Annotated in this window: 15 protein-coding genes; 9 read left to right on the forward strand and 6 right to left on the reverse strand. The window is 68.4% G+C overall.

Annotated features, from left to right (window positions below; translation table 11 throughout):
• Positions 1 to 154: 154 nt before the first annotated feature.
• A complete protein-coding gene (locus tag E6C70_RS16580) occupies positions 155 to 364 on the reverse strand; it encodes a hypothetical protein (RefSeq protein WP_168770828.1) in 210 nt (69 codons plus the stop codon).
• On the opposite strand from E6C70_RS16580, the gene E6C70_RS00810 reads away from it, so the two are divergent.
• Positions 363 to 722 carry a hypothetical protein gene (locus E6C70_RS00810; RefSeq protein ID WP_168770829.1) on the forward strand — a complete coding sequence of 120 codons (360 nt, stop codon included), beginning with the start codon at positions 363 to 365 and terminating at the stop codon, positions 720 to 722. The two genes, E6C70_RS16580 and E6C70_RS00810, sit on opposite strands and share 2 nt — an antisense overlap.
• A complete protein-coding gene (locus E6C70_RS00815) occupies positions 719 to 967 on the forward strand; it encodes a hypothetical protein (RefSeq protein ID WP_136421332.1) in 249 nt (82 codons plus the stop codon). Before E6C70_RS00810 ends, E6C70_RS00815 begins: the two co-directional genes overlap by 4 nt.
• A gap of 3 nt (positions 968 to 970) precedes the next feature.
• On the opposite strand, the gene E6C70_RS00820 is transcribed toward E6C70_RS00815, so the two are convergent.
• The 3 genes from E6C70_RS00820 to E6C70_RS00830 all read right to left on the reverse strand — a co-directional run bounded on the left by E6C70_RS00820 (position 971) and on the right by E6C70_RS00830 (position 2,491).
• Positions 971 to 1,174 (reverse strand): hypothetical protein, encoded by a 204-nt coding sequence (locus E6C70_RS00820; protein ID WP_136421334.1) that lies wholly within the window; start codon positions 1,172 to 1,174, stop codon positions 971 to 973.
• Positions 1,175 to 1,808: 634 nt separating this feature from the next.
• The gene (locus E6C70_RS00825; RefSeq protein ID WP_136421336.1) at positions 1,809 to 2,090 is read right to left on the reverse strand and encodes a winged helix-turn-helix transcriptional regulator; all 282 of its coding nucleotides are present in this window, start codon (positions 2,088 to 2,090) and stop codon (positions 1,809 to 1,811) included.
• Positions 2,087 to 2,491 (reverse strand): VOC family protein, encoded by a 405-nt coding sequence (locus tag E6C70_RS00830; protein ID WP_136421338.1) that lies wholly within the window; start codon positions 2,489 to 2,491, stop codon positions 2,087 to 2,089. Before E6C70_RS00830 ends, E6C70_RS00825 begins: the two co-directional genes overlap by 4 nt.
• Before the next feature lie 104 nt (positions 2,492 to 2,595).
• On the opposite strand from E6C70_RS00830, the gene E6C70_RS00835 reads away from it, so the two are divergent.
• The 3 genes from E6C70_RS00835 to msuE all read left to right on the forward strand — a co-directional run bounded on the left by E6C70_RS00835 (position 2,596) and on the right by msuE (position 5,984).
• Positions 2,596 to 3,429, forward strand: coding sequence for an aldo/keto reductase (locus tag E6C70_RS00835; protein WP_136421340.1), 834 nt, complete (start codon positions 2,596 to 2,598; stop codon positions 3,427 to 3,429).
• Positions 3,430 to 3,445: 16 nt separating this feature from the next.
• Positions 3,446 to 5,311 carry a thioredoxin domain-containing protein gene (locus E6C70_RS00840; RefSeq protein ID WP_235833214.1) on the forward strand — a complete coding sequence of 622 codons (1,866 nt, stop codon included), beginning with the start codon at positions 3,446 to 3,448 and terminating at the stop codon, positions 5,309 to 5,311.
• A gap of 79 nt (positions 5,312 to 5,390) precedes the next feature.
• Positions 5,391 to 5,984, forward strand: coding sequence for an FMN reductase (gene msuE / locus E6C70_RS00845; protein ID WP_136421343.1), 594 nt, complete (start codon positions 5,391 to 5,393; stop codon positions 5,982 to 5,984).
• A gap of 54 nt (positions 5,985 to 6,038) precedes the next feature.
• Here msuE and E6C70_RS00850 read toward each other — a convergent pair whose 3' ends face one another.
• Positions 6,039 to 6,374, reverse strand: coding sequence for a hypothetical protein (locus E6C70_RS00850; protein ID WP_136421345.1), 336 nt, complete (start codon positions 6,372 to 6,374; stop codon positions 6,039 to 6,041).
• Positions 6,375 to 6,485: 111 nt separating this feature from the next.
• Here E6C70_RS00850 and E6C70_RS00855 point away from each other — a divergent pair, with 111 nt between their 5' ends.
• The 4 genes from E6C70_RS00855 (at position 6,486) to E6C70_RS00870 (ending at position 14,313) form a co-directional block, all read left to right on the forward strand.
• Complete coding sequence (locus E6C70_RS00855; protein WP_207670001.1) at positions 6,486 to 8,993, forward strand: DEAD/DEAH box helicase; 2,508 nt, start codon at positions 6,486 to 6,488, stop codon at positions 8,991 to 8,993.
• Between the two features lie 362 nt (positions 8,994 to 9,355).
• The gene (locus tag E6C70_RS00860) at positions 9,356 to 9,544 is read left to right on the forward strand and encodes a hypothetical protein (RefSeq protein WP_136421348.1); all 189 of its coding nucleotides are present in this window, start codon (positions 9,356 to 9,358) and stop codon (positions 9,542 to 9,544) included.
• A gap of 125 nt (positions 9,545 to 9,669) precedes the next feature.
• Entirely contained in the window at positions 9,670 to 12,525 is a 2,856-nt protein-coding gene (locus E6C70_RS00865; protein ID WP_168770830.1) for a helix-turn-helix transcriptional regulator, read from the forward strand.
• A gap of 135 nt (positions 12,526 to 12,660) precedes the next feature.
• Entirely contained in the window at positions 12,661 to 14,313 is a 1,653-nt protein-coding gene (locus tag E6C70_RS00870) for a stealth family protein (RefSeq protein ID WP_136421658.1), read from the forward strand.
• Here the strand turns inward: E6C70_RS00870 and E6C70_RS00875 are convergent.
• Positions 14,249 to 15,193 (reverse strand): phosphodiesterase, encoded by a 945-nt coding sequence (locus E6C70_RS00875; protein WP_136421353.1) that lies wholly within the window; start codon positions 15,191 to 15,193, stop codon positions 14,249 to 14,251. The genes E6C70_RS00870 and E6C70_RS00875 overlap by 65 nt on opposite strands.
• Positions 15,194 to 15,205 lie beyond the last annotated feature (12 nt).

The raw sequence follows: 15,205 nt of genomic DNA on the forward strand, positions 1-15,205 counted from the left end.
CGCGCGGCACCCTCAGCATCAACGACGTCGCACTGCCGTTCGCGACTGACCAGACCACCACAGTGCGACCGTATCTGACCTTCCGATCTTTCAGCTTGCGGATGTGCAACATTGATCTCCAGCCAACGGCTAGCTCTGTCCGGCAGTTGGTCCCCTATTTTTCGATGTTTTCGCCCCGGATGCCACCAATCACGCCCGCAACGACGCAGACTGCACCGGCGACGAAACAGATGAGCTCACCCTTCGTGGCCGTGTAACCGCTACCCCAAGCCGGGATGATGAAGCCGGCCCCCACGAGGAGGAGGCCCACGGGTACCAGCCACCACGCTGATGGAGATTCCCGGTTCCGACGAATGAAGACCATGACGACACGTTATCTGCAGCGCAGGCGCGAGGCGCTGGAGATGACAGCGCGTGCGGTACATATGCCCGGCTTCGGCCTGTACGAGCATTGCGGACAGCGTCTGTTCATGAATTCGCCGGCCGACATGGCGTGGGACGCGTCCGACCAGCAGAATCGGACCATGCCGAAACCAACCCTCGAGCACCCGAGTGATGGATGGTTCATCTGGGTCCTCGCCGTCCTCGGACTTTTCCTCGCCGGGTGCCTGATTCTGAATGCACCTGCTTGGTTGGACACGATTGGTTTCATGCTCGCGTTACTTGGGCTGAGCTACTTCGTCATCCAATCTCGCCGCAAGCGCAGAGCACGAGAGGAATGAGCGAGAGCAAGGCCGCAGCGTCGTTGCGCACGGCCCACATCCTGCAGCGAATCGTCTTTCCGTTGAACGCGGGACTCATCGGCGCCCTCGCAGCCACCCTCGCCGCCATCCGCCTCGTCGCGGGCCACGCCGAGCCCGGGATGTGGGTTGCCTTCGCAGTAGGTACTGCGACGTTCATGGGAGCGATCATCGCCGTGCTCGTGCTTCGCAGATCAGCCATCCGAAAAGAGGGGGCTTGGGTCTAGCCCTCAGCTTTTTCGGGCCAGCGCGTACAAATAGGCGCCGAGACCGGCGAGCGCCAGACAACCGATACCGAGCGCGACGTTGACCCAGGTCTTGTAGCCAGAGACGGCCAGGACCAGGAAGAGGACGGCGCCGATTAGTCCCATCCCCACGGTGGCGCTGGCGAATGTTTTCCGCGTTTGAGCATCCGCCATCTTTGACTTGTCCACGTCGCGAATCTACCGCTTCCACTTTGAATCAGACTTCATCCGCCCCAGAGCAGATTCGCATCCGGCCGACCTCCAGAACTCCGTTCCCTAGGGACGAAGCCCCTCTGTTGCGTGAGTCAGGATGATCGGAACGAGGCTTGTCAACTTTTGACGTGGCGGGCTGACCTAAGACACGGCGGCCACGACGAGAACGGGTGTGGCGATGAACAGTGAGCCGGCTCCTCCGAGCACAACGAGAACGAGTTGAGTCAGATCCTCCGTCGGGCAGAGTATTGCGCGTCGCTCGGAGTGGGTCACCGCTCGTGTTGCGATTCTCGTCGCAACTTCAGCGCATGCGCAATAAGCCGGATCGCTATCGCGGCAAGTACCGCGACAAATACGAGAGACCACCATGCGTGGTTCACAATGACATTCGCCAGCTGTATGGCGACTAGCAAGCAGGCCGCAATCACCCACACGACAGCCATCCACACTTGGGGAATCAATCGGTCCATTACTCCTCTTCCGGGCAGGGGGCGCGCCAGCCTTCCGCCAGCGTGTCCCGCTGGCCGGGTGGGCTGCACGCACCAGGGCCGCGGACCATTATTGCGACTCCTGGAATGGGGAGTGGACAATTGGACGATCTCGGGCGCACCTAGGTTTCCTGGGCGCCCCAGCGTCCGAGCGCGGTGATGGTCGCGCGCAAGTCGAGCCCGCGATCGGTCAGCGCGTAGGCCCTGGTGTTGTGCCGGAGGGGCAGACGGTGGAGGATGCCTGCCGCTTCGAGCTCGCGCAAGCGGGTCGCGAGCATGTTGGTCCCCATTCCAAGGTCGCGCTGCAGATCTCCGTATCGCTGCGGACCCTCGAGCAGCCGCTCAACGATGAGCAGGGCCCACCGTGCTCCGACGACGTCGAGGGCTGCGGCGAGGTCGCTCACGCGATCGGATCGGTGTCCGGCTTCATCCAGAACGGCGAGTAATGGTAGCCGTCAGGGTCGTCGAACTGGCGCTGGTACATGAACGGGTAGTCGTCGGTGTCGCCGACGCGGCCGCCGGCAGCTCCGGCCCGATCGACGAGCTCATCGACCGCCTCACGGCTACCGAGGTCGAACGAGACCGTCACCTTCGAGGGGGTGTCGGGCCCGCCGACCATCTCCTCGGTGGCGCCGACGCTGGCGTACATCTCGCGACTGCCGAGCATCACATACTGGTCTGGCGCGACTGCGAAGCACGACACATTGTGATCTGACATGTCGGTGTTGAGAGTCCAGCCGAGCGCGGTGTAGAAGGCGGTCGCGCGTTCGACGCTCTCGACGGGGCAGGTGATGAATAGGCTCATGCGCACACACTTCCAAAATGAAAGTAAGTTGTCAAGAGGCGGCCCCCACCCTCCGCGATTACAACCCCGCCCACTCAGGGCCCTGCACGCGGGAGGATGAGGAGATGACCAACTCAGTCCCCACCCTCACTCTCAACGACGGCAACCTCATCCCGCAGCTGGGTTTCGGCGTCTTCAAGGTGGACCCTGCCGAGGCCGAACGCGTGGTAACCGATGCGCTCGAGGTCGGCTACCGCCACATCGACACGGCGGCGATCTACGGCAATGAGGAGGGCGTCGGGCGGGCGATTGCCGCATCCGGGATTCCTCGGGAGGAGCTGTTCGTCACCACGAAGCTCTGGAACGAGGATCAGGGGTTCTCATCGACCGCGCCAGCGCTCGACCGCAGCCTGCACCGCCTCGGTCTGGATCACGTCGACCTCTACCTCATCCACTGGCCGGTCGCCAGCAAGGGCCTCTACGTCGATTCGTGGCGGGCGATGCAGGACCTGCGCGAGCAGGGACGCACTCGCTCCATCGGCGTCTCGAACTTCCTCGAGAGCCACCTGCAGGAGTTGCTCGACAACAGCGACGTGGTTCCCGCGGTCGACCAACTCGAGCTGCATCCCGCCTACCAGCAGCGCGAGACAACGGACTTCGCCCGGTCGAACGGCATGCGGGTCGAGGCGTGGGGCCCACTCGGACAGGGCAAGTACCCCCTGCTCGAAGCCGGGGTCATCGTCGCAGCGGCGGAGGCCCACGGCAAGACGCCGGCGCAAGCGGTGCTGCGCTGGCATCTCCAGGTCGGCAACATCGTGTTCCCCAAGTCGATGCATCGTGAGCGCATCGCCGAGAACTTCGACATCCTCGACTTCGCCCTGACGGATGCCGAGGTGGAGGCCCTCTCGGCGCTCGACCGCGGCGGTCGCGTCGGCAGCCACCCCGACGACGTCGAATGATGCCCGGAGCGCTCCCGTGAACCACCTGGCGGGCTCCGCGTCGCCCTACCTCCTGCAGCACGCCGACAACCCCGTCGACTGGTGGCCGTGGGGAGAGGCGGCGTTCGCTGAGGCGGCTGCCCGCGACGTGCCCGTGTTCATCTCCATCGGTTACGCTACCTGCCACTGGTGCCACGTGATGGCCCGCGAGAGCTTCGTCGACCCGATGGTGGCCGCCTACCTCAACGAGAACTTCGTCAGCATCAAGGTCGACCGCGAGGAGCATCCCGACGTCGACGCCAGCTACCTGACGGCCGCCGGTGCCTTCACGCAGAACCTGGGTTGGCCCCTCTCGATCTTCGCCACGCCCGCAGGCCTGACCTTCTTCGCCGGCACCTACTTTCCGCCGCGGCCGGCGAACGGGATGCCGGAGTTCCTGCGCGTGCTGGGAGCGGTGACGGATGCCTGGACCCAGCGCCGCCACGAGGTCGACGGACAGGCCGACGCGATCGGTGCGGCCCTGGCATCCGCCTCCGAGGCCGCGGGACGGAGCAGCCCGCTGCTGGATACGCGCCGGCTCGACCACGCCGTGCGAGCACTCGCTGCGGGCGAGGACGTCGAGTTCGGCGGATTCGGCGCGGCCCCCAAGTTCCCCGTCGCCCCGGTGCTCGACTTCCTGCTCGCGAGCGGGGGAGAGGGTTCCGACCTCGCCGCCCGCACGCTCAAGGGCATGGGCGCTTCGCCACTGCGAGACAGCGTCGAGGGTGGCTTCTTCCGCTACGCCACCCGTCGGGACTGGACCGAGCCGCACTACGAGCGCATGCTCTACGACAACGCCCTCCTGCTGGGCTGCTACGCCGAGGCCTGGCGCCAGAGACCCGCTGACCGGCCGTGGGCGGCGCTCGTGGCCGACGGCATCGCCCGATTCCTCTCCCAGGTGCTGCAGGTCGCGGAGGGCGGCTTCGCGAGCGCGCAGGACTCCGAGAGCGTCATCGACGGGCGACGCTCGGAGGGTGGTTACTACGCGCGCGACGAGGAGGGCCGCAGCCACCTCGAGCCACCCGCCCTCGACCGCAAGCTCCTCACCGGCTGGAACGGGCTGGCCATCGGCGCTCTCGCCCGGGCCGGATTCATCCTCGATCGAGTCGACTGGTTGCAGACCGCCGCACGAGCCGCCGACAGGCTGCTGTCCACCCATCGCACCTCCGACGGACGACTGATCCGCAGCTCGCTCGACGGTCGGCCGTCGAGCGCTCCGGCGACTCTCGAGGACTACGGCATGTTGGCCGCCGGCCTGCTCGAACTCGCGGTCGCGGGCGGGGAGGCGCGCTATGCGACGGCGGCCCGCGAGCTCGTCGATGCGTGCCTGGTCGTCGGTGCCAAGGCGGGCGAGGCGTCGTTCGCGGTTCCCGGCGGGCCGGATGCCGCGCTCGCCGCGCGCGGACTCGCTCTGGCCGGCGACCCGTCCGAGGGGGCCTACCCCTCCGGAATGACGGCGATCGCCGGGGCGGCCGAGCGACTGTACCTGCTGACCGGGGACGCGAGCTATCGCGCCGCAGCAGAGGGGACACTGGCCCGCGTCGCCGCCGCGGCAGAGGCACAGCCCATCGGCTTCGGAGGCGCACTCGCCCTGATGCGCGGACTCGAGGATCCCGTCGTGCAACTGGTGACAGTGACGCCAGCGGCGCGCACCGGCGACCTGGTCGCCGGCACGCGTCTGCGTGACGCATCCGTCACCACGCTCGTCACCGACTCCCAGGCGCGGGCGTTCGCCGAGGCCGGCTTCGAGTTGTTCGCCGGCCGCACCTCACGCGATGGGCTGCCGGCCGCGTACCTCTGCTCCGACTTCGTCTGCCGCCTCCCGGTGACGGATGTCGACGCGTTGGCGCATCCGTCGTTGTGACCGCAACTGCGCGCGCGACTCTTACGCCGTGTGTCCACCGCCGTGGCGTCCGGTGTGCGGCGGGCATAGCGTCGAGCGCATGAGCAGCTTCCTGAACGTCGTCGCGGTCAGCGGCAGCCTGCACGCGCCATCCAAGACCACGGCGCTCGTCCGAGAGATCATCCGTGTGCTCGAGCACACCCTCGACGGCGCTGTCCAGGTGCACGCGCGCACCATCGAACTGTCCGACATCGGTCACGACTTCGCCGGAGCGCTGCGCCGCGACGAGCTATCGCCAGCCGCCGAGGACGCCCTGCGCTCGATCGAGGGAGCCGACCTGCTCATCGTGGCGAGCCCCGTCTACCGGGCGTCCTTCACCGGGCTGTTCAAGCACGTCTTCGACTTCGTGGGCCAGTACGCCCTGTTGGACACGCCCGTCCTGTTGGCGGCGACGGGGGGAAGCGATCGGCACGCGCTCATCATCGACCACCAGTTGCGTCCGCTGTTCTCCTTCTTCCAGGCGCTCACTCTGCCGCTGGGCGTGTACGCGAAGGATGCGGACTTCACGGACTACGTGGTCACCGACCCGGCTCTCGACGAGCGCATCGTCCAGGCCATCAACCGGGGCCTGCCGCTCATCCGGGCGCGTTTCACCGCTCCCGTCGGCGTCTCCGACTACGTCGGCACCTGGTAACTCCCCGCAGACGAGATCCGCCGCATCATCACGGGTGGGAGCTGAGGGTTCGCCTCAGGCTGCTCCGTCCATGCGGGCCAGCAGCGCCCACACCCCCGTCGACAGCTCGGGATGCTCGAGGGCGATGCTGCGCAGGAGTGCGTATTCGAAGGCCGCAGCCGCCTCACGGGGCGCGGCCGGATGGTGGGCGCGGGCTCGATCCCGGCTTACCCGGGCGTCCGAGAGGCGATCGGCGCGGATGGTCGCCACGACCTGCTCGTCGACCGACGGCAGGTCGGGCAGGAACTCCCACGGATCCTCGCCCTGCCGGCACTTGATCTCGATCACCGTCGACAACTCGTCGCGCGCCTCCTGACGCAGCTGCTCGAGCTCGACCTCTGCTTCCTGCATCGGTGATCACCTCCCCTGCCTCCACCGTAGGTGCGTTGTATGACACGCACGTTAACGGGTCGACCGACCCACCCGTCGGGGGTTGCATCACCCCACTTAGACTCGATCACTATGACCGCCGACGCCGCCCTGCTCGATCGGCTGCCGAAGACGGATGACGCCGACTCCGTCTTCGAGGCGTTCGAGGCGTGGGTGAGCGAGACCGGTCTCCGCCTCTATCCCGCCCAGGAAGAGGCGCTCATCGAGATCGTCTCGGGGGCGAACCTGATCCTCTCGACGCCGACCGGCACCGGCAAGTCGCTCGTGGCGGTCGGCGCGCACTTCGCGGCGATGGCGGCGGGCAGGCGCAGCTACTACACCGCCCCCATCAAGGCACTCGTCAGCGAGAAGTTCTTCACGCTCGTCGACACCTTCGGGGCGGCCAACGTCGGCATGCTGACCGGGGACTCCGCGGTCAACGCCGACGCGCCGATCATCTGCTGCACGGCCGAGATCCTCGCGAACCAGGCGCTCCGCCGGGGCCCGGACACCGACGTCGACGTCGTCGTCATGGACGAGTTCCACTTCTACGGCGATCAGGATCGTGGTTGGGCCTGGCAGGTGCCGCTGCTCGAGCTCACCCGCGCACAGTTCGTGCTGATGAGCGCGACCCTCGGCGACACCACCGTCATCGCCACCGACCTGTCGCGCCGCACCGGGCGCCCCACGGCATCCGTCACCGGTGTGGAGCGACCCGTTCCGCTGCAGTACTACTACGAGACCACCCCGGCCCACGAGACCATCGACGACCTGCTCGCCACCGACCGTGCGCCGGTCTACATCGTTCACTTCTCCCAGGCGGCCGCCCTCGAGCGCGCCCAGGCGCTCACCAGCGCCAAGGTCGCCACCCGCGTGCAGCGCGACGCCATCGCCGAGCTCATCGGCGAGTTCCGCTTCACCACCGCGTTCGGCAAGACCCTCTCCCGTCTCATCCGGCTCGGCATCGGCGTGCATCACGCCGGCATGCTTCCGAAGTACCGGCGGCTGGTGGAGACGCTCGCCCAGCGGGGCATGCTGCGGGTCATCTGCGGCACCGACACGCTCGGCGTCGGCATCAACGTACCGATCCGCACCGTCTTGCTGACGGCGCTCACCAAGTACGACGGGCAGCGGATGCGGCAGTTGAGCGCGCGGGAGTTCCATCAGATCGCCGGGCGCGCCGGGCGGGCGGGTTTCGACACGGCCGGCACGGTCGTTGCGCAGGCACCCGAGCACGAGACCGAGAACGCCCGCCTGGTCGCGAAGGCCGGGGATGACCCGAAGAAACTCAAGCGCATCGTGCGCAAGAAGGCTCCGGACGGATTCGTCTCGTGGGGCGAGCCCTCGTTCCGTCGGCTCATCGACGCCGAACCCGAGCCGTTGCGCTCGCACATGCAGATCACTGCGGCGATGCTCATCAACGTCATCGGTCGTGGCGGCGACGTGTTCGGCAACGTGCGGGCGCTCGTGTTCGAGAATCACGAGCCCGCCGCACGGCAGTACGCCCTCGCCCGCCGGGCACTGGGCATCTACCGCACGCTCCGCGCATCCGGGATCGTGAAGCAGGACGGCGACGCGATCACCCTCACCGTCGACCTGCAGCCAGACTTCGCCCTCAACCAGCCGCTCTCCCCGTTCGCGCTCGCCGCATTCGAGCTCATCGAGCCCACCTCGCCCGGGTTCGCCCTCGACATCATCTCGGTGCTGGAGTCGACCCTCGACGACCCGCGCGCCATCCTCAGTCAGCAGGAGTTCATCGCCCGCGGCGAGGCTGTCGCTGCGATGAAGGCCGATGGCATCGAATACGACGAGCGGATGGAGCTGCTCGAACAGGTCAGCTACCCTCGGCCACTCGACGAACTGCTGGGAGCCGCCTACGAGATGTACGCGGCGGAGCAGCCGTGGGTGCGCGACTTCGCCCTCTCGCCCAAGAGCGTGGTGCGAGACATGTACGAGCGGGCGATGTCTTTCGGCGAGTACGTCGCGTTCTACCGGCTGGCGCGCTCCGAGGGCGTCGTGCTGCGCTACCTCTCCGACGCGTACCGGACGGCGCGGCAGACGATTCCCCCCGAGCTGCGCGACGAGACGCTCACCGACCTCATCGAGTGGCTCGGCGAGCTCGTACGCCAGGTCGATTCAAGCCTGCTGGACGAGTGGAACGAGCTGGCTCATCCGGACGCCGTCCAACACCACGCGCTCGAGACCGCCGTCGTGCCGCCGGCCCCGCAACGCCTGACCACCAATGTGCGGGCGTTCCGCGTGCTGGTGCGCAACGAGCTGTTCCGCCGGGTGCAGGCGGCCGCGCGGGAGGACGTGGAGTCCCTCGGCGAGCTCGACGCCGAAGCCGGGTTCGGCGCCGAGCGCTGGGGCGAGGCGCTGGACGCGTACTTCGCGGAGTACGACGCGATCGGGACGGGAGCGGACGCTCGCGCCTCGTCGCTCCTCCAGCTCGAGGAGGGCGGACGCAGCTGGCACGTGCGCCAGGTGTTCGACGATCCCGCAGGCGACCACGACTGGGCGATCACTGCCGACGTCGACCTCGACGCGTCCGACGAGGCGGGGTTCGCCGTCATCCGCGTCACGGCCGTCGGTCCCGCCTGAGCGCTCGCGGCACGTTCACCGCTCAGGCATTCGCGCGCTGCTGCCACGCTCATCGCTCAGGCATTCGCGGGCTGCTGCCACGCTCTCCGCTCAGGCATTCGCGCGCTGCTGCCACGCTCTCCGCTCAGGCATTCGCGCGCTGCTGCCACGCTCACCGCTCAGGCATTCGCGCGCTGCTCAGGCTCGAATCCCGGAAATCGGCCTGACCGGCTCGCCATTGCCTGACCGGGGTGCGACCGTGGACGAGTTCGGAACCGCCCCTGAGTACCCCGGCACCCGGAAATAAGGCATCCGCCCGATCTGCGACCCCCTCCTCAGAGAGCAGCGTTGCCTTATCGCAGCAACGACATCCGGGAGTGATCATGCAATTCGCAGCAGGCCTCGTGGCCACCTCAGAGCACAGCACCACCGTGTGGCGAGCCGAGCGGGAGCTCGAGGCTCGCCGCTGGGCGACGGAGCTGGATGAGACCGTGACGGATGGCGGGGCAGCCCAGCCGACCGTCCGCAGCAGGCACCCCCAGCGGCACGCGCATCGCCTCGCGCTGCGGTGACGGGGGAGCCCCGCGTCGTATCCGGTGATGGCCACGTGGCCGGCGCCGGTGCGGGCATCGGTCCCCGCGTCGCTTCCGGTGCTGGCGCCCGCACCGGTGTCGGTGGTCGGTGGCACGATGGAATCGTGACGACGTCGACCTCCAGCCCGCTCTTGATCGGTCGAAGCGGCGAGCTCGCCCGCCTGCACGAGGCGTTCGAGCAGGCGAACGCCGGCACACCGCACACGGTCCTCGTGGGCGGTGAGGCCGGCATCGGCAAGAGTCGACTGCTCGACGCCTTCCTCGCCGACGTGGCCGGGCAGGCTCGGGTACTGGTGGGGCAGTGTGTCGACCTCGGCAGTGTTGCGTCACCCTACGCCCCGATCAAATCCGTCCTGCGCTCGCTCGTCGCCGACGTCGGCGCACCGGAGCTGCTGGCGGCGGCCGGTCCGGCACAAGGCGTCTTGGCGGCACTGCTGCCTGAGCTCGGTGCTGCCGGCGCCGACGTCGACACCCCGAGTGTGCGGGGCCAGCTCCACGAGGCCGTCGCCGTGATCCTCGAGACGTTCTCGCGCGAGACTCCGATCGTGGTGGTCATCGAGGACATCCACTGGATCGACAGTGCGAGCCTGTCGGTTCTGCGTTTCCTCGAGCGCGTGCTGTCGGGTGGGCGCATCCTGCTGGTGCTGAGCGTGCGCACCGAAGACGTCACCCGCGGTCACCCGGTGCGCGGTTTCCTCTCGGAGGTCGAGCGCTCCCGGTCGGTGGACCGCATCGAGCTCTCGCGCCTCACGCGCGTCCAGGTGCGTCGCCAGTTGAAGGCGATCGCCGGCGAAGCCCCGAGCGACGCCCTGGTCTCCACCCTCTTCGCACGAAGCGACGGCATCCCATTCTTCGTCGAGGAGCTGTTCGACCTCGAGGCGTGCGCCGACGGGGGAGCGCTGCCCGACACCCTGCGCGATCTGCTGCTCTCGCGGTACGAGCGGCTATCGGATGAGACGCAGCGCGTCCTGCGCATCATCGCGATCGGCGGAGTGCGGGTCGAACACGATCTCATCACGTCGGTCGTCGCCCTGTCTGCCGAGCAGCTCGACGATGCCGTGCGCGAGGCGGTGTCGGCCGGCGTTCTCGCCATCGACGGCGACGCGTACGCCTTTCGACACGCGCTCGTCCGCGAGGCTGTGCTGTTCGAGGTCCTGCCCGGGGAGCGCCCGCGTTACCACAGCGGGTACGCGCGCGCCTACGAGAGCCGCGCGGGCGAACGACGGGTGGCGGCGGAGATCTCCTTCCACTGGCTCAGCGCCCACGACGATGCCCGAGCATTCCCGGCGACGATCGCGGCCATGCGCGAGGCCCGTCAGACGTACGCATACGCGACGGCAGCGCAGATGGGCGAGCGCGCGCTAGAGCTCTGGCCGCGCGTCGAGGACGCCCGGGAGCTGGCCGGCATGGATCGGTTCGAGCTCGTCGGCCGCACCGCCTCCTACCTGCGCAATGCGGGCGAAGAGGAGCGGGCGCTGCAGGTGGCCAGGCACGGTCTCGAGGAGTGCCCCACCGACAATCCGCATTACGCCCGCCTGCTGCGTGACGCCGCGTTGTACCGTGCAGCCCTGGGCCGACCCGGCGCCATCGAGGAGTTGACCGAGGCACTGCGCCTGGTCGATCCCGCCGATGCGACGCTCGCGATGACCATCACGACAGCACTGGCCGGTCGCCTGATGATCGATGGGCGGGTGGACGACGCTCTGCAGGCGGCCGATCGCGCGCACGCCATGGCGGTCGGGGCGAAGCGGACCGCTTACGCCTCGGTGAGCGCCAACATCGCGGCGGTCTCGCATGCCCACCGCGGCGAACTCGATGCCGCCCGGGCGGGGCTGAAACAGGCCAGGCAGCTCGCGGAGAACGAGCCGAACGCGTTACTGCGCTACTGGGTGAACGCCTCGGACCTGGCCTACCTGCTGGGTGAGTTCGCTGAGGCGATCGGCTTGGCCGAGGAGGGCATGGAGCGTGCTCGCGGGTACGGCGTCGAACGCAACTCGGGCGTCGTCCTGGCCTCCAATGCCATCGACCCGTTGCAGGCCGTCGGCGAGTGGGAGCGAGCGGACGCCCTCATCCGTCGAGGCCTCGAGCTGGACCCTCCGAGAGTGTTCCAGGTCTACCTCCTCCGGGCGCGGGCGTGGGGCATGCTCTGGAGGGGCGACGTCGCCGCTGCAGCCGAGGCGATGCGGTCTCTGCGACCGATGGCAGCGCCCTACGTCGACATCGAGGTGCAGACCAGGCTCGGCATCGCCCGCGTCGCCGCGGAGGTGGCGATCGCCTCCGAGGACTGGGCGTCGGCGGCACGCGAGCTGAGTCCCCTGTTCGCCGACGACCCCGCTCCGGCACCCGGCCACGCGCTGCCCCTGCTCTGGGATGCGGCCCGCGTCATCTCCGCGGCGCCCGCCGCGATGCCCCAGCCGGCGAGCCGCATCCGCGCGCAGCTTGCCTCCTTCACGGCGTGGCCGACGCACGACCTCTGGAAGGCGTTCATCGACGCCGAATTGACCGACGATTCGGAAACGGCCGTCGTGGCGTGGTCGCTGGCGGTGGAGGCCGCCCGGTCGCCGAGAGCTGCCGTCTACCTGCGGCCATACGCCCTCCTGCAGCGGGCTCGTGCCTTGATCGCGGGCGGTGCGCGCGCCGAGGCGCGAACGGCACTGGACGAGGCGATCAGCGCTGCAGAGTCGGCGGGTGTCGGGTGGATCGTGGGCGAGGCGGAGAAGACCGCCGTGCGGGCCGGCCTGACTAGCGGCCGCGTCGAACCTGGATCGCAGGTCGACGACCTCACCGCGCGCGAACGCCAGGTTCTCGAGCTGATCGCCGAAGGGTTGTCCAACCGTCAGATCGGCGAGCGGCTGTTCATCAGCGGCAAGACCGCGAGCGTTCACGTGTCGGCGATCCTGCGAAAGCTCGGAGCGTCGAGCCGCACCGAAGCCGCGATGCGTTCCGCTGCGCTGCGCTGATCACCGCAGGCGTGCCCGCCAGCGTTGGGCGATGCTCTGCCCGAGGGACCCGCGACGTACACTGGACCGTTACGCGAAAGGTGGGGCTGCTTGGATCAGCTGTTGAATGAGAGCGCGTCGGCGGGGCCGGCATTCATGGGCGCTGCGCCCGAACGCATCGGATCGATCGGGCTGAGCGAGCATCCGGAGTCCCCGCTGCGGTCGGCGGCGCGGTCACTGCGCGCACGTCGGTTCGATCGCGAGGACCTCGTTCTGCGGAAGGGCGAGTACGCCCTCGCGTTCGGCCACTTCACGCCACGCGAGTCGATGGTCGAAGATCTCCTCGCGGTCCGTGACGCCCTCATCGCTGCCGGAATCGACTTCATCCTCGTGCGCGGCAACCACGACCGCCCCGTCATCGCCGTCGACCGGCGCTGCCGCAAGCAGCTCGCGGCGGCCCTCGCGGAGGCCTTCGCCAACGAGCCGTTCTACTCCGCCACCATCGACCGGGGAGGCGCCGCGCCCGTGCTCGTCGCGGATGGCGCGCTCTCGTCGGGCGGACGCAAGGCATCCGTCTTCCGCATCTACCGCCCCCGCATCGAGCCCATCGGCCGCCTGCGCTACGGACCCGAGACCGCGTTCCAGCTCGAACTCTGGCGGTTCGGCGACGAGGAGATCGTCGCTCCTGTCGAGAACGCCCTCATGCGCACGCGGCTGCCCCGGTCGGAGGCCGTCGAGGACTCGGTCGAGCTCTACGGCAGGCGCTGGCGCACCCTCGAGAACATGTTCGTTCCGCTCGCGAGCGACGTCTCGTTCCCGATCGACATGGTGTTCTCCTGGGTCGACGGGTCGAGCGCCGAGTTCGTGCGCGAACGGGCCAAGCGCATGAAGGCCTACGTCGTCGGAGAGGGCGACGACAGCGAGGCGCGGTTCCGGCAGATCAACGAGCTCAAGTACGCGCTGCGCAGCGTCCACATGTTCGCTCCGTGGGTACGCAACATCTACATCGCGACCGATTCGCCGGCTCCCGAGTGGCTGGCCGACCACCCGCGGGTGCGCATCGTGCGCAGCGAGGAGTTCTTCTCCGACGCGAGCGTCCTCCCCACCCACAACTCGCACGCCGTCGAGAGTCAGCTGCACCACATCCCGGGCATCGCCGAGCACTTCCTGTACTCCAACGACGACATGTTCCTCGGCAGGCCCGTGAGCCCGGAGTTGTTCTTCTCTCCCGGCGGCATCACCAAGTTCGTCGAGGCGGCAACGCGCATCGGTCTCGGGGAGTCCGACCCGGCTCGCAGCGGCTTCGAGAATGCCGCCCGCGTCAACCGGAGCCTGCTGCGCCACCGCTTCGGCAAGGTCACCACCCGGCACCTCGAGCACTGCGCGGTGCCGCTGCGGTCGGATGTCCTGCGCACGATGGAGCACGAGTTCTCGGAGGACTTCACGCGCACCGCGGCGAGCCGGTTCCGCTCGGCCACCGACATCTCGGTGACGAACTCGTTCTATCACTACTACGCACTCATGACCGGGCACGCGGTCGTGCAGACGCAGGCGCGCGTGAAGTACATCGAGACCACCTTGCGCTCGGCGCCAGACCTGATGGCGCGACTGCTGAAGAAGCGCGACCAGGACATGTTCTGCCTGAATGACGGGTCGAAGCCCGAGATCCCGGTCGAGCAGCGAACGGCCGTCGTCACCGACTTCCTCGAGCGCTACTTCCCTTTCCCCGCGCCGTGGGAGAAGGTCACACCGGCAGAGAGATCGGAGTCGTCGGAGACGGATCCGACCGGACGCGTGTCGGGTTCGTGAGCGACGCACCGATCCGGATGCCCCCCAGCTCCAGCCGGCGGGCGCTCTCGACGGGGTCGATGTAGTCGAGCGCGGGGGTGGTGCCGAGCGGCACCACCGAGTGAAGCACGGTCGTCGGATAGACGTGCACGAGGTTGAATGCGCGACCGCCGTCGCGACCCCGCGTGCCGCCGACGGGCACGTTGAGATCCTGCGTGTAGCAGCTGGCAGAGGCGACGGAGACGGGGATGCCGGCGAACATCGCCATCGACGAGTAGTGCAGGTGCCCCGCGATGATGGAGCGCACGTCGCTGCCGAGCAGCACCTCGGCGAGGCCGGCCTGATCGCGCAGTTCGACCGACACGGCCAGATCGAGCACGCTCGGAATCGGCGGGTGGTGCATGGCGAGGATCGTGCCGTCCGGTGCGGTCGTGGCCAGTTCCGCGGCCAGCCAGTCGAGCTGGTCGGAGCTCACCTCGCCGTAGTGGTGGCCCGGAACACTGGAGTCGAGGGTGATGATGCGCAGGCCGCCGATCCAGACGACGTCGTCGATCGGCTCGACCGTCGGCAGCTCGTCGCGCAGGCCGAAGCGGAACGAGGCCCGGTCGTCGTGATTGCCCATGACCCAGATGACACGCGCCCCGATGCGACGAGCAACCGGGTCGACGATCTCCCGCAGCCGATCGTAGGCATCCGGCTGTCCGCGGTCCGCCAGATCGCCCGTGAAGATGATCGCCTCCGGCCGCCCGCCGGATGCCTCGACCTCGGCCAGCAGCCCGCTCAGGTGCTCTGCGCTGTCGACCGAGCCGTAGAGCTTCTCACCCCCCGCGAGCAGGTGGGTGTCGCTGATGTGCAGCAGGAAGTGGTCCGGCCGTGGGTACTCGGCCGTTCGCGTCGTCACGCCACCATCTGA

The sequence above is a fragment of the Orlajensenia flava genome (assembly GCF_004801905.1).
Classification (GTDB): domain Bacteria; phylum Actinomycetota; class Actinomycetes; order Actinomycetales; family Microbacteriaceae; genus Orlajensenia; species Orlajensenia flava.